General features: G+C 43.3%; 18 protein-coding genes, 19 tRNA genes, 1 pseudogene and 1 riboswitch. All 38 genes and pseudogenes read left to right on the plus strand.

What is annotated here, in order from left to right:
* The 38 genes and pseudogenes from ABFX15_RS01360 (at position 1) to ABFX15_RS01545 (ending at position 24511) form a co-directional block, all read left to right on the plus strand.
* Positions 1 to 71 (plus strand) — tRNA-Lys (locus ABFX15_RS01360).
* A gap of 30 nt (positions 72 to 101) precedes the next feature.
* Positions 102 to 183, plus strand: a tRNA-Leu gene (locus tag ABFX15_RS01365).
* Positions 184 to 192: 9 nt separating this feature from the next.
* Positions 193 to 265, plus strand: a tRNA-Thr gene (locus tag ABFX15_RS01370).
* A 17-nt stretch (positions 266 to 282) separates the two neighbouring features.
* Positions 283 to 354: transfer RNA gene (locus ABFX15_RS01375), tRNA-Gly, on the plus strand.
* A gap of 42 nt (positions 355 to 396) precedes the next feature.
* Positions 397 to 482: transfer RNA gene (locus tag ABFX15_RS01380), tRNA-Leu, on the plus strand.
* Between the two features lie 14 nt (positions 483 to 496).
* Positions 497 to 570, plus strand: a tRNA-Arg gene (locus ABFX15_RS01385).
* A gap of 10 nt (positions 571 to 580) precedes the next feature.
* A tRNA-Pro gene (locus tag ABFX15_RS01390) sits at positions 581 to 654 on the plus strand.
* Positions 655 to 667: 13 nt separating this feature from the next.
* Positions 668 to 741, plus strand: a tRNA-Met gene (locus tag ABFX15_RS01395).
* Positions 742 to 748: 7 nt separating this feature from the next.
* Positions 749 to 822 (plus strand) — tRNA-Ile (locus ABFX15_RS01400).
* A gap of 89 nt (positions 823 to 911) precedes the next feature.
* Positions 912 to 984, plus strand: a tRNA-Met gene (locus tag ABFX15_RS01405).
* A 96-nt stretch (positions 985 to 1080) separates the two neighbouring features.
* A tRNA-Asp gene (locus tag ABFX15_RS01410) sits at positions 1081 to 1153 on the plus strand.
* 5 nt (positions 1154 to 1158) lie between these two features.
* A tRNA-Gly gene (locus tag ABFX15_RS01415) sits at positions 1159 to 1229 on the plus strand.
* A gap of 31 nt (positions 1230 to 1260) precedes the next feature.
* Positions 1261 to 1335, plus strand: a tRNA-Ile gene (locus ABFX15_RS01420).
* A 23-nt stretch (positions 1336 to 1358) separates the two neighbouring features.
* Positions 1359 to 1447 (plus strand) — tRNA-Ser (locus tag ABFX15_RS01425).
* Between the two features lie 15 nt (positions 1448 to 1462).
* A tRNA-Glu gene (locus tag ABFX15_RS01430) sits at positions 1463 to 1534 on the plus strand.
* 26 nt (positions 1535 to 1560) lie between these two features.
* A tRNA-Ser gene (locus tag ABFX15_RS01435) sits at positions 1561 to 1650 on the plus strand.
* 128 nt (positions 1651 to 1778) lie between these two features.
* Positions 1779 to 1851 (plus strand) — tRNA-Asp (locus tag ABFX15_RS01440).
* Between the two features lie 8 nt (positions 1852 to 1859).
* Positions 1860 to 1932: transfer RNA gene (locus ABFX15_RS01445), tRNA-Phe, on the plus strand.
* 18 nt (positions 1933 to 1950) lie between these two features.
* A tRNA-Gly gene (locus tag ABFX15_RS01450) sits at positions 1951 to 2021 on the plus strand.
* A gap of 650 nt (positions 2022 to 2671) precedes the next feature.
* Positions 2672 to 2754: riboswitch (SMK box riboswitch) on the plus strand.
* The gene (metK, locus tag ABFX15_RS01455) at positions 2752 to 3933 is read left to right on the plus strand and encodes a methionine adenosyltransferase (RefSeq protein ID WP_346023761.1); all 1182 of its coding nucleotides are present in this window, start codon (positions 2752 to 2754) and stop codon (positions 3931 to 3933) included. Its footprint overlaps the riboswitch before it by 3 nt.
* A 309-nt stretch (positions 3934 to 4242) precedes the next feature.
* The gene (locus tag ABFX15_RS01460; protein WP_346023762.1) at positions 4243 to 5157 is read left to right on the plus strand and encodes a helix-turn-helix domain-containing protein; all 915 of its coding nucleotides are present in this window, start codon (positions 4243 to 4245) and stop codon (positions 5155 to 5157) included.
* A 60-nt stretch (positions 5158 to 5217) separates the two neighbouring features.
* The gene (gene pgsA, locus ABFX15_RS01465) at positions 5218 to 5805 is read left to right on the plus strand and encodes a CDP-diacylglycerol--glycerol-3-phosphate 3-phosphatidyltransferase (RefSeq protein WP_346023763.1); all 588 of its coding nucleotides are present in this window, start codon (positions 5218 to 5220) and stop codon (positions 5803 to 5805) included.
* 135 nt (positions 5806 to 5940) lie between these two features.
* Positions 5941 to 7221 carry a competence/damage-inducible protein A gene (locus tag ABFX15_RS01470; RefSeq protein WP_346023764.1) on the plus strand — a complete coding sequence of 427 codons (1281 nt, stop codon included), beginning with the start codon at positions 5941 to 5943 and terminating at the stop codon, positions 7219 to 7221.
* Between the two features lie 119 nt (positions 7222 to 7340).
* Positions 7341 to 8387, plus strand: coding sequence for a recombinase RecA (recA, locus tag ABFX15_RS01475; RefSeq protein WP_091267217.1), 1047 nt, complete (start codon positions 7341 to 7343; stop codon positions 8385 to 8387).
* A gap of 233 nt (positions 8388 to 8620) precedes the next feature.
* Positions 8621 to 10183: a ribonuclease Y gene (gene rny / locus ABFX15_RS01480; RefSeq protein WP_346023765.1), complete on the plus strand. Its 1563-nt coding sequence runs from the start codon at positions 8621 to 8623 to the stop codon at positions 10181 to 10183.
* A 134-nt stretch (positions 10184 to 10317) separates the two neighbouring features.
* Positions 10318 to 11121, plus strand: coding sequence for a TIGR00282 family metallophosphoesterase (locus ABFX15_RS01485; RefSeq protein ID WP_346023766.1), 804 nt, complete (start codon positions 10318 to 10320; stop codon positions 11119 to 11121).
* A 36-nt stretch (positions 11122 to 11157) separates the two neighbouring features.
* A complete protein-coding gene (gene mutS / locus ABFX15_RS01490; protein ID WP_346023767.1) occupies positions 11158 to 13758 on the plus strand; it encodes a DNA mismatch repair protein MutS in 2601 nt (866 codons plus the stop codon).
* Positions 13759 to 13774: 16 nt separating this feature from the next.
* Positions 13775 to 15688, plus strand: a complete 1914-nt coding sequence (gene mutL / locus ABFX15_RS01495) for a DNA mismatch repair endonuclease MutL (RefSeq protein ID WP_346023768.1) — start codon at positions 13775 to 13777, stop codon at positions 15686 to 15688.
* A 17-nt stretch (positions 15689 to 15705) separates the two neighbouring features.
* Entirely contained in the window at positions 15706 to 16134 is a 429-nt protein-coding gene (msrB, locus tag ABFX15_RS01500) for a peptide-methionine (R)-S-oxide reductase MsrB (RefSeq protein WP_346023769.1), read from the plus strand.
* A gap of 103 nt (positions 16135 to 16237) precedes the next feature.
* On the plus strand, positions 16238 to 16852 hold the full coding sequence (gene ruvA, locus ABFX15_RS01505; RefSeq protein ID WP_346023770.1) for a Holliday junction branch migration protein RuvA: 615 nt from the start codon (positions 16238 to 16240) through the stop codon (positions 16850 to 16852).
* Between the two features lie 23 nt (positions 16853 to 16875).
* The gene (gene ruvB, locus ABFX15_RS01510; RefSeq protein ID WP_346023771.1) at positions 16876 to 17889 is read left to right on the plus strand and encodes a Holliday junction branch migration DNA helicase RuvB; all 1014 of its coding nucleotides are present in this window, start codon (positions 16876 to 16878) and stop codon (positions 17887 to 17889) included.
* A 20-nt stretch (positions 17890 to 17909) separates the two neighbouring features.
* Positions 17910 to 18950: pseudogene (gene queA / locus ABFX15_RS01515) on the plus strand (tRNA preQ1(34) S-adenosylmethionine ribosyltransferase-isomerase QueA).
* 17 nt (positions 18951 to 18967) lie between these two features.
* The gene (gene tgt, locus ABFX15_RS01520; protein WP_346023772.1) at positions 18968 to 20113 is read left to right on the plus strand and encodes a tRNA guanosine(34) transglycosylase Tgt; all 1146 of its coding nucleotides are present in this window, start codon (positions 18968 to 18970) and stop codon (positions 20111 to 20113) included.
* Between the two features lie 129 nt (positions 20114 to 20242).
* Entirely contained in the window at positions 20243 to 20575 is a 333-nt protein-coding gene (gene yajC / locus ABFX15_RS01525; RefSeq protein ID WP_346023773.1) for a preprotein translocase subunit YajC, read from the plus strand.
* A 50-nt stretch (positions 20576 to 20625) separates the two neighbouring features.
* The gene (locus ABFX15_RS01530; RefSeq protein ID WP_346023774.1) at positions 20626 to 20901 is read left to right on the plus strand and encodes a post-transcriptional regulator; all 276 of its coding nucleotides are present in this window, start codon (positions 20626 to 20628) and stop codon (positions 20899 to 20901) included.
* 150 nt (positions 20902 to 21051) lie between these two features.
* Positions 21052 to 22206 (plus strand): DNA polymerase IV, encoded by a 1155-nt coding sequence (gene dinB, locus ABFX15_RS01535; RefSeq protein ID WP_346023775.1) that lies wholly within the window; start codon positions 21052 to 21054, stop codon positions 22204 to 22206.
* Complete coding sequence (locus ABFX15_RS01540; RefSeq protein ID WP_346023776.1) at positions 22196 to 23500, plus strand: DRTGG domain-containing protein; 1305 nt, start codon at positions 22196 to 22198, stop codon at positions 23498 to 23500. The genes dinB and ABFX15_RS01540 overlap by 11 nt, the downstream gene beginning before the upstream one ends.
* 33 nt (positions 23501 to 23533) lie before the next feature.
* Positions 23534 to 24511: a DHH family phosphoesterase gene (locus tag ABFX15_RS01545; protein WP_342706588.1), complete on the plus strand. Its 978-nt coding sequence runs from the start codon at positions 23534 to 23536 to the stop codon at positions 24509 to 24511.
* Positions 24512 to 24567: the final 56 nt, after the last annotated feature.

Consider the following 24567-nt stretch of genomic DNA (forward strand, 5'->3'; position numbering starts at 1 on the left):
GCCGTTAGCTCAGTTGGTAGAGCAACTGACTTTTAATCAGTGGGTCACAGGTTCGAATCCTGTACGGCTCATATATAAGAGCAATCTTATATATACCACATGCGGATGTGGCGGAATTGGCAGACGCACTAGATTTAGGATCTAGCGCTTCACGGCGTGGGGGTTCAAGTCCCTCCATCCGCATAACATTGAGCCGGCTTAGCTCAGTTGGTAGAGCAACTGATTTGTAATCAGTGGGTCGAGGGTTCAAATCCTTTAGCCGGCATTTTTGTTTTATTACCAGCGGAAGTAGTTCAGTGGTAGAACATCACCTTGCCAAGGTGGGGGTCGCGGGTTCGAATCCCGTCTTCCGCTTAAACCGATTCCAATTGTCCTTATATACGATTTATGTTTCCGGCCGGGGTGGCGGAATTGGTAGACGCACAGGACTTAAAATCCTGCGGAGAGTTTTCTCCGTGCCGGTTCGACTCCGGCCCTCGGCATTGGATCTTATAAAGCACCCTTAGCTCAATTGGATAGAGTACCTGACTACGAATCAGGCGGTTAGAGGTTCGACTCCTCTAGGGTGCACTTTTACATTCGGGAAGTAGCTCAGCTTGGTAGAGCACTTGGTTTGGGACCAAGGGGTCGCAGGTTCGAATCCTGTCTTCCCGATTAGTATTAAAATGGCGGTGTAGCTCAGCTGGCTAGAGCGTACGGTTCATACCCGTGAGGTCGGGGGTTCGATCCCCTCCGCCGCTATGGAAGCGGACCTTTAGCTCAGTTGGTTAGAGCAAACGGCTCATAACCGTTCGGTCGCAGGTTCGAGTCCTGCAAGGTCCATTGCCATGGCTGTTGACGCTTCAGCGATTACAGCCATGGGGCACTCAAGCGTCCGCTTGCAGTGTAACCTTAAATGGTTTTTATATTATCGCGGAGTAGAGCAGTTGGCAGCTCGTCGGGCTCATAACCCGGAGGTCGCAGGTTCGAGTCCTGCCTCCGCAATTGTCATGGCTGTTGAAGCTTTAGCGATTACAGACATGATACACTTGGACGTCAGTCCACAGTGTGACGACCTCATAGAGGTTGAATAAATCGTAAGGTCCCGTAGTGTAGCGGTTATCACGCCTGCCTGTCACGCAGGAGATCGCGGGTTCGATTCCCGTCGGGACCGTTTTAGCGGGTGTAGTTTAGTGGTAAAACCCCAGCCTTCCAAGCTGATGTCGGGAGTTCGATTCTCCTCACCCGCTTTGTATTATTGAAATACAGCCTATTTATTTGGGGCCTATAGCTCAGTCCGGTTAGAGCGCACGCCTGATAAGCGTGAGGTCGGTGGTTCGAGTCCACTTAGGCCCATTATATCAATTTTTAATTGGTATGGGGAAGTACTCAAGTGGCTGAAGAGGCGCCCCTGCTAAGGGTGTAGGTCGGTTTTCCCGGCGCGAGGGTTCAAATCCCTCCTTCTCCGTTTTTTAATTTTATAGGCCCCTTGGTCAAGCGGTTAAGACACCGCCCTTTCACGGCGGTAACACGGGTTCGAATCCCGTAGGGGTCATAGTAATTAAATAGTATTACTTTAATGGAGGATTACCCAAGTCCGGCTGAAGGGAACGGTCTTGAAAACCGTCAGGTGTGTAAAAGCACGCGTGGGTTCGAATCCCACATCCTCCTTTACCATATCTGTTGATGCTTCAGTGATTACAGACATGGTACACTTGGACACCAGTCCACAGTGTATCTTATTGAAACATTGTTGCTTCTTGAGAAGTTTACAAGTATAAACTTTTCGAATATTTACAGGTCCCGTAGTGTAGCGGTTATCACGCCTGCCTGTCACGCAGGAGATCGCGGGTTCGATTCCCGTCGGGACCGCTTTTACAGGCGCTGTAGCTCAGTTGGTAGAGCAACGGATTGAAGCTCCGTGTGTCGGCAGTTCGACTCTGTCCAGCGCCATATACCTATGATAATGATGCGGGTGTAGTTTAGTGGTAAAACCCCAGCCTTCCAAGCTGATGTCGGGAGTTCGATTCTCCTCACCCGCTTTATGTCAAAAACGTAAAAAAGGAACCTCATCCAGTGGGGTTCCTTTTTTTGGTATTTTTAATGTAAGTTAATGAGAACATCACGAATAGGATGATTAGAAATAGAATAAGTCGTGCGGAAATAAAAAGAGTCTGACTGTAAAATGCAAAAGCGTTCATAATGACGACCAGTAAAAACAATTTAATTACATTGTACACTGTAATTAAATTATAGCTGTAAAATTGAGGCTTCAACCCCAACAGTAAAGCAGTCGAGGATAATAATATAAGTGAGAAGAGCGAATAAATGTAAGAAAAATAAGTTAAGGACACCAGCAGCAAGATAAGTGTAGTCCATTTAGAAACCCTGGCTGATTGGCTATTCTTTTCAAATCTTTTCAAGCTATACAAATATGTAAGAAGCATTACAAGAGGAAGTAATGTTATCGGTTCATACATTATAGAATAGGATAGGCCAATAACGGGCGTAAGCAGATAAAGAATAACTTCAATGTTTTTCGTGTTGTTCAAAGTGGACATAGAGTCAACTCCTTTTATTATATTCTTATTAATCATATCATATTCCTCTATATGATGTGGGGTTATATTAATGCATATGCCCAGTCTAAAACTGCAGCGTGTATTTATTTCTGATTTGTGGTAAAATGGTTAAGGTTTACAATGAATTCCCGATAGGACGGCCACAACCGGTCGGAAGCCTTGTAACCGAACAAATTAGGGGGAATATTTAATGGAAAAAAGATTATTTACTTCAGAATCTGTAACGGAAGGTCACCCGGATAAAATTGCTGATCAAATCAGTGATGCTATTTTAGATGCAATCCTTTCTAAAGATCCGGAAGCTAGAGTTGCATGTGAGACATTAGTTACGACAGGACTCGTTCTGATAGCAGGAGAAATACGCACAGAAACTTATGTCGATATGCAGAAAATTGCACGTGATACTATTAGAGACATAGGCTATACCCGTGCAAAATACGGATTTGACGCAGATACATGTGCAGTAGTGGTGTCGATTGATGATCAGTCACCAGATATTGCAGTAGGTGTAGACGACTCGATTGAGTACAAGTCAGAAGCTCAGGATAAACTGGATAAAATAGGTGCAGGTGACCAGGGTCTGATGTTTGGCTATGCAACTAAAGAAACGCCAGAGCTTATGCCATTGCCTATCTCGCTTAGTCATAAACTAACGCGCCAGCTTGCTAAAGTCAGGAAGAATAAAAGCTTGGATTATTTAAGACCTGACGGAAAAGCTCAGGTAACTGTAGAGTATGATGAAAATGATAATCCTAGACGAATAGATGCTGTTGTCATCAGTACTCAGCATAGACCGGATATCACAGCAGATTTGTTAGAAAAAGATATTATGGAGAAAGTAATCACTCAGGTCATTCCTTCCAAATGGTTGGATAATGACACGAAATACTATATCAATCCGACAGGGCGCTTCGTAGTGGGGGGACCACAAGGAGATGCAGGATTGACAGGAAGAAAAATTATCGTCGACACATATGGCGGATATGCTCGTCATGGTGGAGGAGCATTCTCCGGCAAAGATGGAACAAAGGTAGACCGCTCAGCCAGTTATGTAGCCAGATACATTGCTAAAAACATAGTAGCAGCGGATTTGGCAGATAAAGTAGAAGTTCAGCTAGCCTATGCTATTGGTGTTTCACAGCCTGTATCGATTTCTATCGATACGTTTGGAACTGGGAAAATATCAAATGAGCGATTAATCAATGCTGTAAGAGAACTCTTTGATCTTAGACCAGCTGGAATCATTAAAATGCTGGATCTTAAACGACCTATATTCAAACAGACAGCTGCTTATGGGCACTTCGGTAGAACTGATGTTGATCTCTCATGGGAAAAAACTGATAAAGCTGATGAATTACGCAAATTAATGTAAATAACCAGGCACAAAATCTTTGATACGATTTTGTGCCTGGTTTTTTGAATGTATAACATTCCTTTTGTTGTATGTATATACATTATCTCAGCTGACATACACAATAGCTGTAATAAATTCTTAAAAAGTTAAAAATTGATTCTTGATTAGAGGGTTTATTCACTATACGAGTATAGTCACTTATGGTATACTTTGTAAAGATGGATGGAATATAACACATTCTTTTCCTGCATTGTATCATGACAACTTTAAACGAAATGACTTTTAAATCATATAAATAAATGAAATACTCTAGGCAGGTGAAACAGTTTGAACGAAATAGGAGAGAAATTAAAAGAAGCTCGTCAAGCTAAAGGGTACACGCTGGATGATCTGCAGCAGATTACGAAGATACAAAAACGCTATCTGATTGCTGTTGAAAAAGGCAACCTTGATGTATTACCAGGCAATTTTTATGCGCGTGCTTTTATTAAACAATACGCAGATTCAGTTGGATTAAATGGAGAAGAACTGATCAATAATCATATGGACAGTATTCCTCAAGTAAGTGAAACGACATACTCGAAAAGTGTTCAGAACACCCAGACACGTTCTAAGACTAAACGGACCGGGTTTATGGCCACGGTACAGGATAGTCTTCCTACAATACTCATCGTACTGCTCGTGATCGCAATTATCTTTGCAATATATTTAGCTGTAACCAGTGGCGCTGGAAATGGTGACAGTGATTCCTTTATCCAGGGTGATGAGGGCGCTGGTGTTGTTGAAGTCGACAACAATGACGATGCGGAAGAAGAAGATACCGAAGAAGATCTGGAGGAAGATTCTCAAGACACCGGTGACGATGAGTCGGGCAATGATGAAGAGGATACTGAAGAAGAAAATGGTGAGGACAGTGAAGAGCAGTCCATTGAAGAAATAGATGGAACGGCCTCAACTACGACTTATGAAATATCAGGCACTCATCCGGATAACCAGACGCTTAGTTTGTCTGCTGATGGAGCAGCCTCATGGGTAAGAATAACTATAGATGGATCACCGGTCGAAGAGGGTATGATCAATAGCGGAGAAACACTTGAAGTATCATTTGATGGAACTGCAGCCGAGGTTGCGATAGTTATAGGAAATGCACCTGCAACTTCAATTGAACTGAATGGTGAATCCTTACCTTTTGCCGAAGCAGCAACAGCTGTAAGACAGGAAATGTTCATCACATTTAATTAATCATAGAAAGATAAAAGACCAGTCTTTCGTCAGTCTGGTCTTTTTCATCAGGAGGAAACAATGAATCTACCTAATAAAATCACCTTGTTCAGAATTTTTCTGATTCCTATATTTATCGTACTGGTCCTTGCTCCTCTAAATTTAGGCACGCTGACTGTGTTTGGTTCAGATATCGATATTCAGCTGCTTGTGGCAGCGATTTTGTTTTCAGTTGCGAGTTTTACAGACTGGCTGGATGGTTATTTAGCTAGAAAAATGAACATCGTATCAAATTTTGGTAAATTCGCTGATCCTCTGGCAGATAAGATGCTGGTCATGTCGACGCTGATCCTTCTTGTTGAACTTGGCATGGCTCCTTCATGGGTAGTGGCAGTTATCGTATCCAGAGAATTAGCTGTCACAGGACTAAGACTGATTCTCGTGGAACAGGGCGGAACAGTCATGGCAGCTGCTTGGCCCGGGAAAATAAAAACAAACACTCAAATGTTCGCAATTATTTTTCTTTTGATCAATGATTTTCCTTTTGGTGGATTAAATGTTTCTATAGGAACAATCCTTCTCTATGTCTGTCTCTTCTTTACGATATATTCAGGAGTCAATTATTTTTACGAGGCAAGAGATGTGTTCTCAGGTACTTTTTCAGAATAATAATGAATAATGAAAGACATGCAGGTTTGAGTCTGTATGTCTTTTTAATTCTTTTTGACATGGTTTATTTTTTCATGTGTTAAAATATTAGTGATAAATAGAATGAAAGGTAAATATTATATATAGGAGGCCATTATGAAAGCAGAAATTATTTCAATAGGAACGGAACTGCTGCTTGGGCATGTAGTCAATACCAATTCTGCATTCCTGTCAAGAGAACTGGCTGCTTTAGGAGTCGAAGTGTACCATCATGTAACAGTAGGAGATAACCCTGAAAGACTGGTTGATGCAATTAAGCAAGCTGAACAAAGAGTTGATCTGATTGTATTATCTGGTGGTCTGGGGCCTACAGAAGATGATATTACGAAAAAAACTCTAGCCAATTATTTGGATGTCGATCTTATTCTTCACGAAGAGACTGAAAACAAGATCATAACCTATCATAAAAATTCTGATTTTAATATGCCTGAAAACAATCAGCTCCAGGCTCTGATTTTTGCAGATTCGAGACCGCTGACTAATGACACAGGGTTGGCAGTAGGCATGATGCTGACCCAGAACAATCGCCATTATGCCCTCCTACCGGGGCCACCTGACGAACTGGAGCCGATGGTTGAAAATTATCTGAAAGAAGAGATAGTCAAGCACATCCTCGATGAACAGGTGCTCGTTTCCAGAGTGATGCGGTTTTTCGGACTGACAGAAGCACAACTGGCAGAAAAAATTCAGGATATCGTAGTAAATCAGTCTAATCCCACAGTTGCTGTTTATGCAAATGACGGAGAAATAACTGTCAGAATTACAGCAAAAGCTGAAAATGAGGAACAGGGAAATGAAGCCATAGACGAGATAGAAAAGGATATAATGGAGATATTGCCCGATTACTTCTTTGGATATGGTGACAAGCGGCTGGCCGATGTCATAAAAGATATGCTGAACGAGCGAAGCTTGACTATAACAGCAGCAGAAAGTCTGACTGGAGGTGCTTTCCTCAGTGATCTGACAAGTGATTTGTCTGCTGGTTCTATTCTGGAAGGGGGATTAATAACTTACAGTGCTGATAAAAAGAATAAAGTTCTTAAAGTCACTAAAGAAACAATCAACAAATTTGGAGTAGTCAGCCCGGAATGTGCGATAGAAATGGCTGAAAAATCCAGAGCTATGTTTGATGCCGATATTGGTGTCGGACTGACAGGCGTGGCAGGACCGAGTTCGCTTAAAGACCAGATACCAGGCACGGTTTATATAGGAATCGCATATAAAGATAAACAATCATTTTCAAAACACTTTCACTTCGGATATAAGCGGAATAGAAACAGACGGCTGGCTGTGCAAAATGCCTTGGAACTTGTTAGACGAGTCCTGAAAGACATGCCTATAGAGAATACGATTTTTTATGGCGAAGATAAAAAATAAACCGAATGAATGTTCGAAAAAACTTGATTTTTCTGATACATCAGTCTAAAATAGACATAGAGATTAGAAAGTTATTTTATATTTAAGAAGACAAGTGAACGGATACAGGAGGAAATTAAATGGCGGATGATCGCGCAAAAGCATTAGAAACAGCAATGAAGAAAATCGAAAAAAGTTATGGTAAAGGGTCAATTATGAAAATGGGTGAAAAAGTGGACACTCAGGTCAAGACAGTACCGAGTGGCTCACTTTCACTGGATGTTGCATTAGGTATAGGAGGATACCCGAGAGGACGTATTATTGAAGTCTACGGTCCTGAAAGTTCCGGTAAAACAACCGTAGCCCTGCACGCGATAGCTTCAGTACAGGCCAACGGCGGAATTGCTGCCTTTATCGATGCGGAGCACGCACTTGATCCTAAGTATGCAAGAGCACTTGGAGTGGACATTGATGAACTGCTTTTATCTCAGCCGGACACGGGTGAACAGGCACTTGAAATTGCGGATGCTTTAGTTTCAAGTGGTGCGGTTGATATGGTAGTCATCGACTCTGTTGCTGCGCTGGTCCCAAGAGCTGAGATCGATGGAGAAATGGGAGACTCACACATTGGACTTCAAGCACGACTGATGTCCCAGGCTCTTCGTAAATTATCCGGATCGATCAACAAGACGAAGACTATTGCTCTATTCATCAACCAGATTCGTGAAAAAGTCGGGGTCATGTTTGGTAATCCTGAAACAACGCCTGGAGGACGTGCCTTGAAATTCTATTCTTCTGTGAGACTGGAAGTAAGAAGAGGAGAATCAATTAAATCCGGACAGGACATGACTGGAAACCGTACTAAAATCAAGATTGTCAAAAACAAAGTTGCTCCACCATTCAAAGTGGCTATGGTCGACATTATGTATGGCGAAGGAATCTCACAAGTCGGAGAAATCGTAGATATGGGATCAGACGCAGATATTATTACTAAAGCAGGCGCATGGTACTCATATGGTGATGAAAGAATCGGTCAAGGAAGAGAAAACGCAAAACAGTATCTGGTCGACCATCCTGAGATGCGTGCAGAACTTGAGAAGAAAGTTCGTACTGCTTATGGCATCGGTGACGAAGAAGATACAGAAATCATTGAAAGTGCGGATCCTGAAACACTCGATCTAGATTAATCTGACTCAGCATCCTCTTAATAGGAGGGTGTTGTTTTTTTATTTTCACTGTGTCAGCTCCCTTAAATGCTAGTTGACAGAAGATGTAAAGACCTATAAAATTAAACTAGTATGTTTCTATTTTATAAAAAATGAAGCAGAACTAATTGTGTACAATAACCTTTATAGGATATTTTAATCGATATCTGATTATTTTATACATGAAAACAAAATATTGATACGGAGGTGATTAGATGGACATACTTTTAACAGCCTTCGCTATCATCGTTGCTTTGATTATTGGTGTAGTTGTAGGATCTTATTTTACAAAACAGAGTTTTGAGAAAAGATTAGCTAATTCTAAACAAACAGCTGAAGACATTGTTGAAGACGCAAATAAAGAAGCTGAAACTTTGAAAAAAGAAGCGTTGCTGGAGGCAAAGGAAGAAATCCATTCTTATCGAACAGAGGCAGAGTGGGAGCTGAAGGAACGTCGATCTGAAGTATCTCGCCAGGAAAATCGACTAGCTCAAAGAGAAGATAACCTAGGGCGAAAAGAAAGTACTTTGGAAAAAAGGGAAAGTTCACTGCAGAGCAGAGAGGATAAACTTTCTGCACGTCAGAAAAAAGTTGAAGAGCTGGAACAGGCAGCTAAAGACCTGCTTGAGGAACAGCAGAACAAACTTCATACGATTGCAGCTTTGTCAGAAGAAGAAGCCAAATCTATTATACTGAAACAGACGGAAGACGACTTGTCTCGTGAAATGGCTATCATGGTCAAACAGTATGAGGATAAAGCTAAAGTGGAAGCAGACAGAAAAGCCAAAGCGTTAGTCACACAAGCTATCCAGCGCTGTGCAGCTTATCGCGTGACAGAATCAACTGTAAGTGTGGTCAGTCTGCCAAATGATGACATGAAAGGCCGCATCATTGGCCGCGAGGGTCGTAACATCAGAACGCTTGAGAGTCTGACAGGAATGGATCTGATTATTGATGATACGCCTGAAGCAGTCGTCTTAAGTGGATATGACCCAATCAGAAGAGAAACGGCTAAAATGGCACTTGAAAAACTGATTTCTGACGGACGTATTCATCCTGGTAGAATCGAAGAAGCTGTGGAGAAATCCCGTAAGGAAATGGACGAAAGAATCAGAGAAATCGGAGAAGAAGCCATGTTCGATCTAGGCATTCATTCAATTCATCCTGATCTGATGAAAATCGTCGGACGTCTGCATTTTAGAACAAGTTATGGTCAAAACGTGTTGAACCATTCTATTGAAGTTGCGAAACTTGCTGGGGTTATGGCCGCTGAACTAGGTGAAGACATTCAGCTGGCTAAACGTGCCGGGCTTCTCCATGATATTGGAAAAGCACTCGACAGTGAAGTAGAGGGATCGCATGTGGAAATCGGAGCTCAAATCGCGATGAAGTATCAGGAAAATGATACGGTAATAAATGCGATTGCTTCCCACCATGGAGATGTCGAAGCTACTTCTGTCATCTCAGTCTTAGTCGAAGCGGCAGATGCTATATCTGCGGCAAGACCTGGAGCAAGAAGTGAGTCCCTGGAGCATTACCTGCAGAGACTTGAAAACCTTGAACGCATTTCAAACAGCCATAAGGGTGTTAAAGAAAGTTTCGCGATTCAGGCTGGACGTGAAGTGCGTATTATCGTTAAGCCGGATGAGCTTGATGACAGCATGACGTCTAAACTTGCCAGAGATGTACGTAAACAAATAGAAGATGACATGGACTATCCCGGACACATCAAAGTAACGGTTATACGCGAAACAAGAACAGTAGAATACGCTAAATAACAAACAGGTCAATCATGCAGACATCTTGTCTGTATGATTGGCTTTTTTATATCCATTATGTAGTATGAATGATTTTGATTTTTGGAGTATAAAGCTGTTAAAATAGAGAGAGCGATTAGAAAAGAGGTCTGAGTATGAAAGTAATATTTATAGGAGATATTGTAGGGTCACTTGGTGTAGATATGGTCAGAGAGTGGCTTCCACGGTTAAAAGAAAAGTATAAACCTCAGGCAACGATAGCTAATGGTGAGAACGCAGCTTGGGGACGGGGGATCACTGAAAGAGATTATAAAAAGCTTCTACAAGCAGGGGTCGATTTAGTCACTATGGGAAACCACACTTGGGATCAGAGAGAGATTTTTGACTTTATTGACAATGAAAAAAAGCTGATTCGTCCAGCTAATTATCCTGATAATGATGTAACCCCAGGCAAGGGACTGGCATATATTAAAATCAACCAGCAGACATTGGCAGTGATCAATCTTCACGGTCGAACGTTCATGGCTGATTTAGAAGATCCATTTCGGGTCGGACGGGCACTTGTTGAAGATGCACGAAAAATCACCCCTCATATCCTTATCGATTTCCATGCAGAAGCAACTAGCGAAAAGGAAGCAATGGGCTGGTTCATGGATGGAGAGGTCTCTGCCGTTCTTGGCACACATACCCATGTGCAGACCAATGATTCGAGAATCTTAGCGAAAGGAACCGCCTATCAGACCGACGTAGGCATGACAGGCTTCTATGATGGTATTTTGGGGATGAAAAAAGACTCTATTCTTCATAAATTTACTACTCAGATGCCTAACCAGTTTGAAGTGCCGGAAACGGGTCGGACGCGATTGAATGGCTGTTATCTGGAGATAGATAATACCAGCGGGAAAGCTGTTGATATCAAGCCTATTCGTATTGACGAAGATAACCCGTTCTTCGGTTAACCAATTGAACAATAGACATTAGAAAGAGTGAGCATAATGCCCCAGAAAACTAAGCATACTCCCATGATGGAGCAGTACTTATCAATAAAAAAACAGTATCCATATGCCTTTCTGTTTTATCGTCTAGGAGATTTCTATGAATTGTTCTTTGATGATGCGGTAAAGGTTGCCCGGCTGCTTGAGCTGACCTTGACAAGTAGAAATAAGAATGCGGAAGAGCAGATTCCCATGTGTGGAGTGCCTCATCACTCTGCCAAGGGATATATTGATACCTTAATAGAAATGGGATACAAAGTGGCAATATGCGAACAGGTGGAGGACCCGAAACAGGCCAAGGGAATGGTCAAAAGGGAGGTTGTCCAAGTTGTCACGCCAGGTACGGTCATGCAATCCAAGACAGTCGAGGCAAAAGAAAACAATTATATAGCAGCTATGGCGTCTCTGCAGCCGCACATCGGTCTGTCCTACGCTGATCTGACTACTGGTGAAATCAAAGTGACTGAAGTGGAGACCCTTCAGGAAGCAGTGAACGAACTGGTATCGATCCAATGTAAGGAAGTGATCATTGAACCGGGAGAATTTCTGGACCTGCAGGAAACGCTCGCTCAGCACTACAATATGTCTGTCTCGCATCCTTCTTCAGATGATTATCAGCACCCATTATCCAGTCTGACTGAATTGGTCCAGGACAGCTCGCTTATCAGAGTCATTGATCTGCTGCTGGCTTACTTGTCAGAAACACAAATGAGGAGTCTGGACCACCTTCAGGAAGTTCAGTTTTATGAAACAAGAAACTTTCTGCTGTATGGACAGGATGCCAGAAGAAATCTGGAGCTGACTACATCCTTGAGAGACGGATCAAAAAAGGGTACCTTGCTTTGGCTGCTGGATGAGACCCAGACAGCTATGGGAGGACGCATGCTGAGATCCTGGCTTGAAAAACCACTGATAAGGAAGAAGCAGATCGAGGAGCGGCTGGACAAAGTAGAAGGTCTGCTTAATCACTTTTTTGAGCGGAATGACCTGGTCGAGGTTCTGAAGAACATCTATGATCTGGAGAGATTGGCAGGAAGAGTAGCCTTTGGGACGGTCAATGCCAGAGACCTGATCCAACTCAAGCAGTCTTTAGATCAGATTCCTCACGTGACAGATATCGTTGACAGGCTCAACACAAAAAAGATCTGGGATAGTTATTTAAGTCAGCTGGATCCGATTGATGACGTGCGAGATCTTATCGAGCAGGCTATCGACGAAGACCCACCCATCTCAGTTACTGATGGAGAGATAATCAGAAGAGGCTACCATGAACAACTGGACAAATATAAGGAAGCCATGACTAACGGCAGACGCTGGATGGCAGAACTCGAACAGAAAGAAAGAGAAGCTACTGGCATAAAGAATCTGAAAATAGGATTCAACAAAGTGTTCGGGTATTACATCGAAGTGTCTAAAGGCAATGTAAGCAAACTGGAAGAAGGGCGTTATGAAAGAAAACAGACCCTGGCAAATGCTGAAAGATACAGCACACCTGAACTCAAAGAAAAAGAAGCACTGATTCTTGAAGCGGAAGAAAAGTCAAAAAATCTCGAGTATGACTTGTTTGTGGATGTCCGTCAGATGGTCAAAGAAGAGATCAACAGATTGCAGAAGCTGGCTCGTGCTGTTGCAGAAATTGATGTGCTTCAAAGTTTCGCTTCGGTCAGTGAAGAATACAACTACGTGAGACCACAGTTCTCAGTTGATAGCCAGGATATCCATATCAGGAACGGCAGACATCCTGTAGTAGAAAAAGTTATGGGAGAACAGTCTTATGTGCCAAATGACGTGGATCTTACTAAGGAGACATCCATACTTCTGATTACTGGACCGAATATGTCAGGTAAAAGCACGTTTATGAGACAACTGGCACTCAGCGTCATTATGGCTCAGATGGGCTGCTTTGTACCCGCAGAAAGTGCCGCTCTCCCCGTATTTGACCGACTGTTTACTCGGATAGGGGCGATGGATGATTTGATCGGTGGACAAAGCACCTTCATGGTCGAAATGAACGAAACGAATCAGGCTCTCCAGCACGCTACAGAGAACAGTCTGCTTCTGTTCGATGAGATTGGCCGGGGGACAGCCACCTATGATGGCATGGCACTTGCGGAAGCGATTATTGAGTATGTCCACGATAAAATAAGAGCAAAAACATTGTTTTCAACCCATTATCATGAACTGACAGTCCTTGAAGAAAGACTTGAAGGATTAAAAAATGTCCATGTTGGTGCGGTTGAAGAAGAGGGCAACCTTGTCTTTCTTCACAAAATGATGAAAGGCCCGGCGGATAAAAGTTATGGGGTGCAGGTGGCCAGATTAGCCGGTCTTCCGGACGCGCTCCTTGACCGGGCTGGACATATTCTGTCTGATCTGGAACAGAAGGAGGACCATCTGTTCGAAGATAAAGAGGAACAACCCGTTACTGTGAATGAAGACAGTCTGAGGATGCAGGAGCAGCTGAATCTCTTTGATGATCTGACGACTAATGAAAAAGATGTGATTGCAGCGTTGCAGAAAGTAAATGTACTCAACACGACCCCGATCGAAGCATTGCAGCTATTAAGTCAGCTGCAGGACAAAATGAAGACAGATGAGTGAAAGGCTGAGTGATCAAATGACTCCAAAAATCCAAATCATGTCGCCCACCCTGGCCAATCAGATAGCAGCGGGTGAAGTGATCGAACGTCCAGCTTCAGTGGTGAAGGAACTGGTGGAAAATGCCATCGATGCAGGCAGTTCGAAAATCGAAGTGTTTGTCGAAGAAGCCGGGTTGAACCGAATACAAGTAATTGACAACGGTGAGGGGATAGCTTCTGAAGAAGTGCTTTCTGCATTTGAGCGCCATGCAACGAGCAAGCTGATTTCCAATGACGACTTGTTCCGAATCAGGACCCTAGGTTTCAGAGGAGAGGCTCTTCCAAGTATCGCCTCTGTATCCAAAGTTACTGTAGAAACAGCACAAAGCAATCAACCCGGCAGGCGACTGGTTCTGGTAGGGGGAGAAGTGGTTGAAGATTCTGCAGCCAAGTCAAGACAAGGGCTGGCAGTCACTGTAGATGAACTCTTTTATAATACACCGGCCCGTCTGAAATACGTAAGGACGTTGAAAACGGAGCTGTCGCATATTACTGATGCGATCAACCGATTTGCCCTTGCGCACCCTGAAATTTCTTTTAAGCTTGTGTCGGACGGTTCCGTCATGATTAGGACCTCAGGAAACAAAGAGCAGATTCAGGCAATTGCCGGGGTATATGGCGTTGATGCTGCCCGTAAAATGAAGCATATCAGTCAAGAGACATTTGATTTCAACCTGGACGGATTCATTTCTCTTCCTGAGGTGACAAGAGCAAGCAACAATTACATTACCCTAATTGTGAATGGGCGTGTGATAAAAAATTATGCCTTGAATAAAGCCATTGTTGAAGGTTACGGATCGACATTGATGGTTGGACGTTACCCTGTTGCGGTAATCAGAATCACGATGGATCCATTACTGCTGGATGTGAACGTGCATCCGACTAAACAGCAGGTCCGCATTAGTAATGAACGGGAACTCGGACAGCTGATCAGCCAGACAATTAAAGAACGTTTGAGTCAGGAGAACAGGATCCCTAATGCGCTAGAAAATGTGTATAAGCCGCAGAGTAGAAAGCAGACAGACAAGATGGTCAAGCCCGAACAGACACGTTTTCAGTTCGACCAGAGAGTCTCTGATAGCTATTCAACTCACTCTTCAGAACGTGTTCTGGAGGATGATCAGCGTTTTACTATGAGAGAAGAAGTAGGACTAAACAAGGCTGAAAACTGGAATGAAGAAGTAGAAGACTCTAAGTTGAAAGAGGACAGTCAGCCAGGAAGTACAACTGGCCTCGAAAATCATGAAGAATCGATTGTGAGAACGGCTATGAAAATCGATTCTATCAACCAGACACACTCCCCATTTCCTGAACTTGAGTATATTGGACAGATGCACGGGACCTATTTATTTGCTCAAAATGAAAAAGGGTTGTATATTATAGACCAGCACGCTGCTCAGGAAAGAATCAAGTATGAGTACTATAAGGCGACGATTTCTGAACATGGTACGGACCTGCAGGAACTGCTGGTGCCGCTTGTTCTTGACTATCCTACCGATGAAGCACTCGTCATCAGAGAGAATATAGATAAACTGCAGGAAGCATCCATTCATCTGGAAGATTTTGGTCAGAACAGCTTCGTTTTAAGGAACCATCCCAATTGGATGATTGCCGGACAGGTGGAAGAAACGGTCAAGGAAATGATCGATTTTTTCTTAGCACATAAAAGCTTGACTGTTGCCAAATTCAGGGAAGCAACGGCCATCATGATGAGCTGCAAGCGGTCGATCAAGGCTAATCACTACCTTTCGCCACAGGAAGGAATGCAGCTGCTGGAAGATTTGAAACACACTCAGAATCCGTATAATTGTCCGCATGGCAGGCCGGTACTGGTCAGCTTCACGACAAATGACATGGAAAAGATGTTCAAACGGATTCAGGACCCTCACTAAAGAAAGGAAGGCGTCACATGGATAAAAAAGAACTGAAAAAGAAACTGACACCGATCCAGTATGAAGTCACGCAGAATAATGCAACGGAACGGCCGGGAACTGGTGAATATGATCAGTTTTTCGAAGACGGTATTTTCGTCGATGTTGTCAGTGGTGAACCGCTGTTTTCTTCAAATGATAAATATGATGCAGGCTGCGGCTGGCCATCATTTACTAAACCGATAAAGAAACGTACAGTTAAAGAGAAAAGAGATTCGACTTTTGGTATGGAACGAACAGAAGTCAGAAGCAGTGAAGCTGACTCGCACCTTGGACATGTCTTTACAGATGGACCACAGAATAAAGGCGGGTTGAGATACTGCATCAATTCGGCTGCCATGCGCTTTGTGCCAGTGGACAAGCTTGAGGAAGAAGGATACGGCGAGTATCTGGCGGAATTCAATTAAACTAACTGATAGACTGAAACACCTGTTCCTAACTTGACTTAATGGACAGGTGTTTTTGTGTTATAATAGTGAAGATTAACTAACGGTAAGTGAGGGTAATGATATGTTTGAATATATAAAAGGGACCGTCGCACACCTTTATCCTGGGTATATTGTGATCGACAATCAGGGAATCGGATATAAGATTCTGATGGCGAATCCTTTCAGGTATACGGATCAGATGAGCCAGGAGATACTGATCTACGTCTATCAGGATGTTAAACAGGACAGTATGCAGCTTTTTGGATTCAAGACGATGCAGGAGAAGAATCTGTTTCTGAAACTGATCAATGTGTCAGGAATTGGACCGAAATCTGCTCTGGCCATTCTGGCTAATGATAATCACCAAGGTTTCGTTCAGGCAATTGAAGACAACAATGTCACATTTCTGACCAAGTTCCCTGGTGTGGGCAAAAAGACTGCTCAGCAGATCGTCCTCGATCTGAAAGGGAAACTGTCTGAATTTGAAGGAACAGATGGAAACGGCCTTGAAGGACAGCAGGTCTTTGATATGCCTGAGGGATCGAACCAGTCCTTTGAAGAAGCCATCGAAGCGTTACTGGCACTGGGTTACACAAAGAAAGATGTAGCGAGAGCAAGAAAACAGTTTGATAATCGGAAGAAGCTGAGTACGGATGCTTACATACGTGAAGCTCTGTCTTATCTGATGAAAAAGTAGGCCAGTGAATAAAGGAGAACGTTATGGAAGACAATCAACATTTGACATCTGAACAGGTGATGGACTCGAAGGAACAGTCTTTGGAGCATACGCTCAGACCCCAACGTCTGGCTCATTATCTTGGTCAGGAAAAAATAAAGAAGGAACTGTCGATTTACATCGAAGCAGCCAAAAACAGGGAAGAAGCACTGGATCATGTTCTTCTCTATGGCCCGCCAGGACTCGGAAAAACCACCATGGCTATCGTGATTGCCAATGAAATGGGAGCAGAAATCAGGACAACCAGCGGACCGGCAATTGAAAAGCCAGGCGATCTGGTGGCTCTGCTGAATGATCTGGAGCCAGGAGGGATCTTATTTATCGATGAGATTCACCGGATGCCGAGGATTGCAGAGGAAATGCTGTATTCCGCAATGGAAGACTTCTACGTCGATATCATTATCGGTCAGGGAGAAACGGCTCATCCCGTCCATTTTCCCCTTCCCCCTTTCACATTGATCGGTGCAACGACTCGGGCCGGATCACTGTCGGCACCTCTGAGAGACCGGTTCGGTATTCTGGCACATATGGAATACTATACCAAGGAAGAGCTGGAAAAAATTGTGCTTAGATCGGCATCTGTACTGCAGACGGATATCGTGGAAGACGGGGCGCTGGAAATTGCCAGGAGGTCCAGAGGCACGCCCAGAATTGCCAATCGTCTGCTCAAGCGAGTAAGAGATTATGCACAAGTCAGAGGAGAAGGCATCGTCGATAAGGAGAATGCTGCTTCAGCTTTAGATCTTCTGAGTGTAGATCATATGGGGCTGGACAGCGTCGATCACAAACTGCTCAAGACCATGATCACTCTTTATAACGGCGGACCAGTAGGGCTGAATACTTTATCGGCTAATATAGGAGAAGAAATGATGACGATAGAAGATATGGTTGAACCTTTTCTGCTTAAAGAAGGCTTTATTCAAAGGACGTCTCGTGGAAGAATGGCTACTCAGAAGGCGTATGACCATTTCGACCTGATGCATCTGATGAAGAAGTAAATCATAAAAGGAGAATACGCATGACATTAACTACAAATGATTTTGATTTTGAATTACCTGAAGAACTGATTGCGCAGACACCATTGAAAAACCGATCATCCTCTAAAATGATGGTATTGACTAAGGAAACAGAAGCTATTGAAGACAGACAGTTTGAAAGTATAATAGATGAACTGAATCCGGGTGACGCGCTTGTAATGAATAATACACGGGTTCTTCCTGCCAGACTATACGGGGAAAAAGAAGACACAAAAGCTCACATGGAAGTGCTTCTTCTTAAGAACCTTGAAGGAGATAAGTGGGAAACCTTGATGAAGCCGGCTAAAAAAGCTAAGCCGGGAACAGTCATTACGTTTGGAGATGGACGTCTGAAAGCGACTGTTATCGAATCTCTGGAACATGGGGGACGAATCGTAGAATTTTCTTATGAAGGGATTTTCCTTGAGACTTTGGAGTCGCTGGGTGAAATGCCTCTACCGCCTTATATCAAAGAACGTCTTGATGACAGCGAACGTTATCAGACCGTTTACGCAAAAGAAAATGGATCAGCTGCTGCACCGACAGCAGGGCTGCATTTCACGGAGGAAATCCTTGAGAAGATATAGGAAAAAGGAGTCAAGCTCGTTTTCCTGACGCTTCATGTGGGTTTAGGCACGTTCCGTCCAGTGAGTGTAGATAATATCGAAGAACATAAGATGCATGAAGAATTCTATCAGCTGTCAGAAGAATCAGCAGACACATTGAACAGAACAAGAGAAGAAGGCGGGCGTATCATAGCCATCGGCACAACGTCAATCCGTACACTGGAAACAATCGGCCAGGCATTTGATGGGAGATTCCAGGCAGCCAGCGGATGGACGGATATTTTTATCGCTCCCGGCTACCAGTTTAAAGCAGTCGACGGATTCCTGACTAACTTCCATCTGCCGAAGTCGACGCTGATTATGCTGGTCAGTGCATTTCTCGGAAGAGACTTCGTATTAGAAGCGTATAATCATGCTGTCCAGGAGAGATACCGTTTCTTCAGTTTTGGAGATGCGATGTTTGTTAAAAAGAGATAAAAGAGTAGGAGCTAGTTATGAGTAATCATCCAGTCACATATACATTAGAAAAAAAAGATAAACACACAGGAGCCCGCCTGGGTAAAATCACGACACCTCACGGAACTTTTGAAACACCTATGTTCATGCCTGTAGGGACACTGGCAACCGTTAAGACTATTGCTCCTGAAGAGCTTGAAGAAATGGGAGCAGGCATCATCTTGAGCAATACGTATCACCTCTGGTTGAGACCAGGAGAAGATCTGATTGCTGAATCGGGAGGTCTGCACGCTTTCATGAACTGGGACAATGGGATACTGACCGATTCAGGTGGATTCCAGGTCTTTTCACTTTCAGATATGAGGAGAATTGAAGAAGAAGGCGTCCACTTCAAGAGTCATATGGACGGATCTAAACTCTTCCTGTCTCCTGAAAAAGCCATCAATATCCAGAACAAGCTGGGACCGGATATTATGATGTCCTTCGACGAATGCCCCCCATTTGATGAAAGCTATGATTACGTCAAAAAATCGGTCGAGCGAACCTCAAGATGGGCAGAAAGAGGACTGGAAGCGCACCAGAATACTGATAGTCAAGGGTTGTTTGGAATTGTTCAGGGCGCTGGATTTGAAGATCTGCGTAAACAGTCAGCTAAAGATCTGACTAGTATGGACTTTGCCGGTTACTCAATAGGTGGGCTATCTGTCGGTGAACCTAAAGAAGATATGTATCGGGTGCTCGATTTCACTACACCGCTCTTACCTGAAGACAAACCCCGCTATCTTATGGGGGTGGGGACACCTGATGCATTGATTGAAGGAGTTATGCGTGGAGTTGATATGTTTGACTGTGTGCTTCCGACCCGTATTGCACGTAACGGGACGACAATGACCAGCAAGGGACGTGTCGTAATCAAGAATGCCATTTATGCGAGAGATTTCAGACCTCTAGATGAAAAATGCGAATGCTACACGTGCCGGAACTATACCCGAGCATACTTGAGACATCTTCTTAAATCAGATGAAACTTTCGGTCTGAGACTGACGAGTTATCACAACCTCTATTTCCTGCTGGACCTGATGAAGAAAGTCAGACAGGCAATCAGGGAAGACAACCTGCTTGAGTTCAAGGAGCAGTTTTTCGAGGAGTACGGATACAATAAACCGAATGCTAAAAACTTTTAGAAGTTTTTAATGAGACTAGTATTTTTCTCTGAAATTTGCTAAGGTATGTAGTGAAACATTAATATCGTTCTCTTTGAAAACGAGATAATCAGGAAAATAAAACAGGAAATTAGACGGAGGAATGACTACATGGAATTACTTTTTGGAATGCTGCCCTTTTTAGTACTGATGGGTATCATGTACCTGCTGATGATCAGACCACAGCAGAAACGCGCAAAAGAAACGCAGAACATGCTCGGCTCATTAGGAAAAGGTGATTCGATCGTCACGATCGGCGGCCTGCACGGCATTGTAGATGAAGTAAATGAAACAAACAACACCGTAATAATCGACTGTGAAGGGATATATCTAACCTTCGAACGTCGCGCAGTTGCACGTATCGTTACAAAAGCATCCGCAGCTGGGACCCAGTCTGAAGAGCTGGGAACAAACACACCCGAAAAAACAGCAGACAGCGAATAGGACTGAAGAAGTAATTATACCCCTTTCGAATGAGTAAAGGAGGTAATCTCTTGAACTTTATTATAGATGATGATTATGAGGTTTGGCTGAAAAAAAAGTTGATCGAATTCCGTCAGAACGGCTATGATGAGATTAGTTTGGAAGACTTGTGGGAGTACTGCACCGCATATAAGTGGAAGCATTACAGACCATCAAGGTATTATCAGATAGTAGATGATATCTTGACAATCACATTGAATGACTATTTCAATTACGCTTCGCTGAAAGCTCAAGTGTATAACGTCTCTTCACTGGATGACATGGAGCTTGATGATCTATTAGGATAAATTTGGATAAAACAAGTAGGATGGTCGGTTCATTCTGCTTGTTTTATTTTTTTACACCATAGAATGTCATAATAGAGTTGATTTTAAAGTCGTCTGACCCTTTTATTTCTAGTATAATAACGTAAAAGATGGAGGTGTTTTGAAGGCGCTATGAGATACGGACTACTGCTTTTTGACGAACCCAAACGGGATACGTCCAGAAAAATAATTCATATCGATATGGATGCCTTCTATGCTTCAGTTGAGGTGAGAGAAAATCCTTCTCTAGCGGGTAAGCCAGTTATCATAGCCCGGCACCCCAAGGAAACGGGTGGGCGCGGTGTGGTTGCTACAGCAAGTTATGAAGCCCGGACTTACGGCATCCATTCAGCTATGAGCGCTCAGAAGGCATACGAGTTATGCCCAGAAGGTGTATTCGTAAGTCCAAATTTTGAGCTTTACCGGGAAACCTCAAAGCAGATGCATGACATTTTCAGACGGTATACGGATAAAATCCAACCTCTCTCTCTCGATGAGGCCTATCTGGATGTCAGTATAAACCATGTCGGACAGAAAAGTGCGACTATCATTGCACAGGCCATCAGGAGAGACATTGAAAAGGAACTGAGACTGACCTGTTCGGCAGGAGTGTCCTATAATAAATTTCTGGCTAAAATTGCGTCGGATTTCGATAAACCAAATGGCATTACAGTTATTCCACCTGATAAAGCACACGACTTTTTAATGGTGCTGCCAATTGAAAAATTTCACGGTGTGGGTGCCAAATCCGTTGAGAAAATGCATAGTCTGGACATATACACGGGAAAGGATCTATATAAAAATGAAGAGCTGGAGCTGGTCAGTCATTTTGGGAAAATGGGTCATTCACTTTATCGCAAGGTAAGAGGGATCGACGACAGTGAAGTGAAAAACGACAGGGAACCGAAATCGATTGGAAAAGAATCAACGTTCTCTGAAGATCTGAAGACTGAAAATGATGTGATCAAGGCCTTAAGAATCCTCTCACAGAAAGTCATGCATAACCTAAAAAGAAAACAGAAACACGGAAAAATCGTTGTGCTTAAAATAAGGTATGAAAATTTCGATACGATAACGCGTCGACGCTCCTTTCCAGATTATATCAAAGGAGAAGAAGAACTTTTCCAGATTGCTTTATCGATCTGGGAAGAAGAATCTGCAACCTTAGGAGTGAGGCTTCTGGGTATCACGGTTACCGGACTGGAGTCGGTTATCTTTGAAACGATCCCACTGCCGTTATGGGAAAAGAAAGTTAGCGAAAGGAAACCTGAAAGAGATGAAGACTAAACATGAACAGATTATCGACTTTATCGAGTCTCTGCCGGTAGGGGAGAAGCTCTCGGTAAGACTGATTGCCAAAGAACTTCAAGTCAGTGAGGGGACAGCTTACAGAGCTATAAAAGAAGCAGAGAACAACGGCCTGGTGTCTACGATTAAAAGAGTGGGGACGATCCGGATCGAGCCTAAAAATGGTGAGCATATCGAGAACCTGACCTACGATGAAATAGTGAAGGTGATTGATGGAGAGGTTCATGGGGGCGAAAAAGGGCTGAAAAAGACCCTGACGAAGTTCATCATCGGAGCGATGACCGAAGAAGCCATGTTGCGCTATGTTACTGAAGAATCACTGATGATTATCGGTAACAGAGAAGAAGCTCAGCAGCTCACTTTACAGAACGGTGCAGCGGTCCTTATAACTGGGGGCTTCAAGCCCAGTCAGACAGTGGTCGATCTTGCCAATCATAAGGAATTGCCTCTGATAAGCACATCTTATGATACTTTCACAGTGGGCACGATGATCAACAGAGCGATGACTGACCAGCTGATAAAAAAAGAAATCCTGCGCGTTCAGAATATCTTTACCCCGCTTGAACGGACGCAGTTTCTTAATAGAGAAGATACGGTATATACTTATAGAATGCTCAATCAGAAGAGCGGACATTCCAGATTTCCAGTTGTTCTGTCAGATGGTCGACTGGCGGGGATCGTGACGGCTAAGGATGTGGTAGGCCAGGAGGATACAGAACTGATTGAAAAAGTTATGACTAAGAATCCCGCTTCAGCAAGAAAGTACATGAGCGTAGCCTCAATTGCGCATACAATGATATGGGATGGCCTGGAAGTGATGCCTGTAGTCAGTGATGAACTTAAACTTGCTGGTGTCATTTCCCGTCAGGATATTATGAAAGCTATGCAGACTGTCCAGAAGCAGCCTCAGTCTGGGGATACCATATCTGATCAGATCAATCAGCTGATTACAGAAAAAGAAGACAACTTGTATTCCTTTTCTGTTACCCCGCAGACTACTGACAGCATGGGTACGATCTCATTTGGTGTGCTCAGCGAAGTGGTCACAGAGACAATTTATAATTATCTATCAAAATACAAGAAAAAGAATCTGGTTGTTGAACAGATGAATCTGCATTACTTCAACATGATCCAGTTAGGTAATGAACTGACGATCAAACCTTCTGTGATCGATGAAAATCGTCGCTCGGCTAGACTGGATGTTGAAATCTATTCGGAACATACATTAGCTGCAAAAGCGATTGTGGTGTGTCAGCTGATTCAGAAAAGATAACAAAAAAGCTAGAACTGAAAAGGAGAAATGCGTGTGTTGTTAGAAACAGTGAATAAAAAGGACAATATGATTAAGAAAGACCTTTGGGAGTATATTAAACAATGGGATACCATTATCATTCATAGGCATGTCAGACCTGATCCGGACGCTATCGGTTCCCAGTGTGGACTGAAAGAACTTATTCGAGCAACCTTTCCTGACAAGGATGTGTATGCAGTCGGTACGACGGTTGATGATCTCGAATATCTGGATAAAATGGATGAAGTGACAGAAGAAAAATATGAACAGGCGTTAGTCATTGTTACTGACACTGCAAATATCAAGCGCATAGACGGAGAGCATTATAAAATGGCGAAGCAGTGGATCAAAATCGATCACCATCCTCTTGATGATTCTTACGGGGAAATAGAATGGGTCAACACGGACGCGAGCAGCTGCTGTGAAATGATTGCCGATATGTGGCTGAGCTACCCGGATGAGATTAAGATGACCGCTAAAGCAGCCCGTCTTTTATATGCCGGAATTGTCGGGGATACGAACCGCTTTCTCTATGATGCGACATCACCCTTCACCATGCAGATTTCTGCTGAGTTGATGCGTTTTCCGTTTTCGCATACAGAAGTAAACGATAAAATGAATGTAATAAAGCCTCAAGCCGGCAAATTAATGGGCTATGCTCTCGATCAGTTTACAGTGTCAGAAGACGGGGTCGGACATATCATTCTTACAAAGACATTATTAAAGTCGCTTGGAATGGATGACAGCGAGACGCATCAAGTGGTTCCTATGCTGGGTAAAATCGAAGGCGTGAAAGTATGGGCAGTATTTGTCGAACAGTCAGACAGCGAATTCCGATGCAGACTGCGTTCGAAAGGACCTGTAATTAATGAGATTGCCCAGAAACATGGAGGCGGTGGACATCCTCTGGCCAGCGGCACGCATGCAAAAGACAAGGAAGAAATTGGACAGATTCTTAAAGAACTGACTGAACAGGTGAAAGCCTATAAATAAATGTCCGTCTGAGGACTGATAACTGATACACTTTCATATGTTATAATTAGACGATG

Origin of the sequence: Alkalibacterium indicireducens (assembly GCF_039522005.1) — a bacterium.
GTDB lineage: Bacteria > Bacillota > Bacilli > Lactobacillales > Carnobacteriaceae_A > Alkalibacterium > Alkalibacterium indicireducens.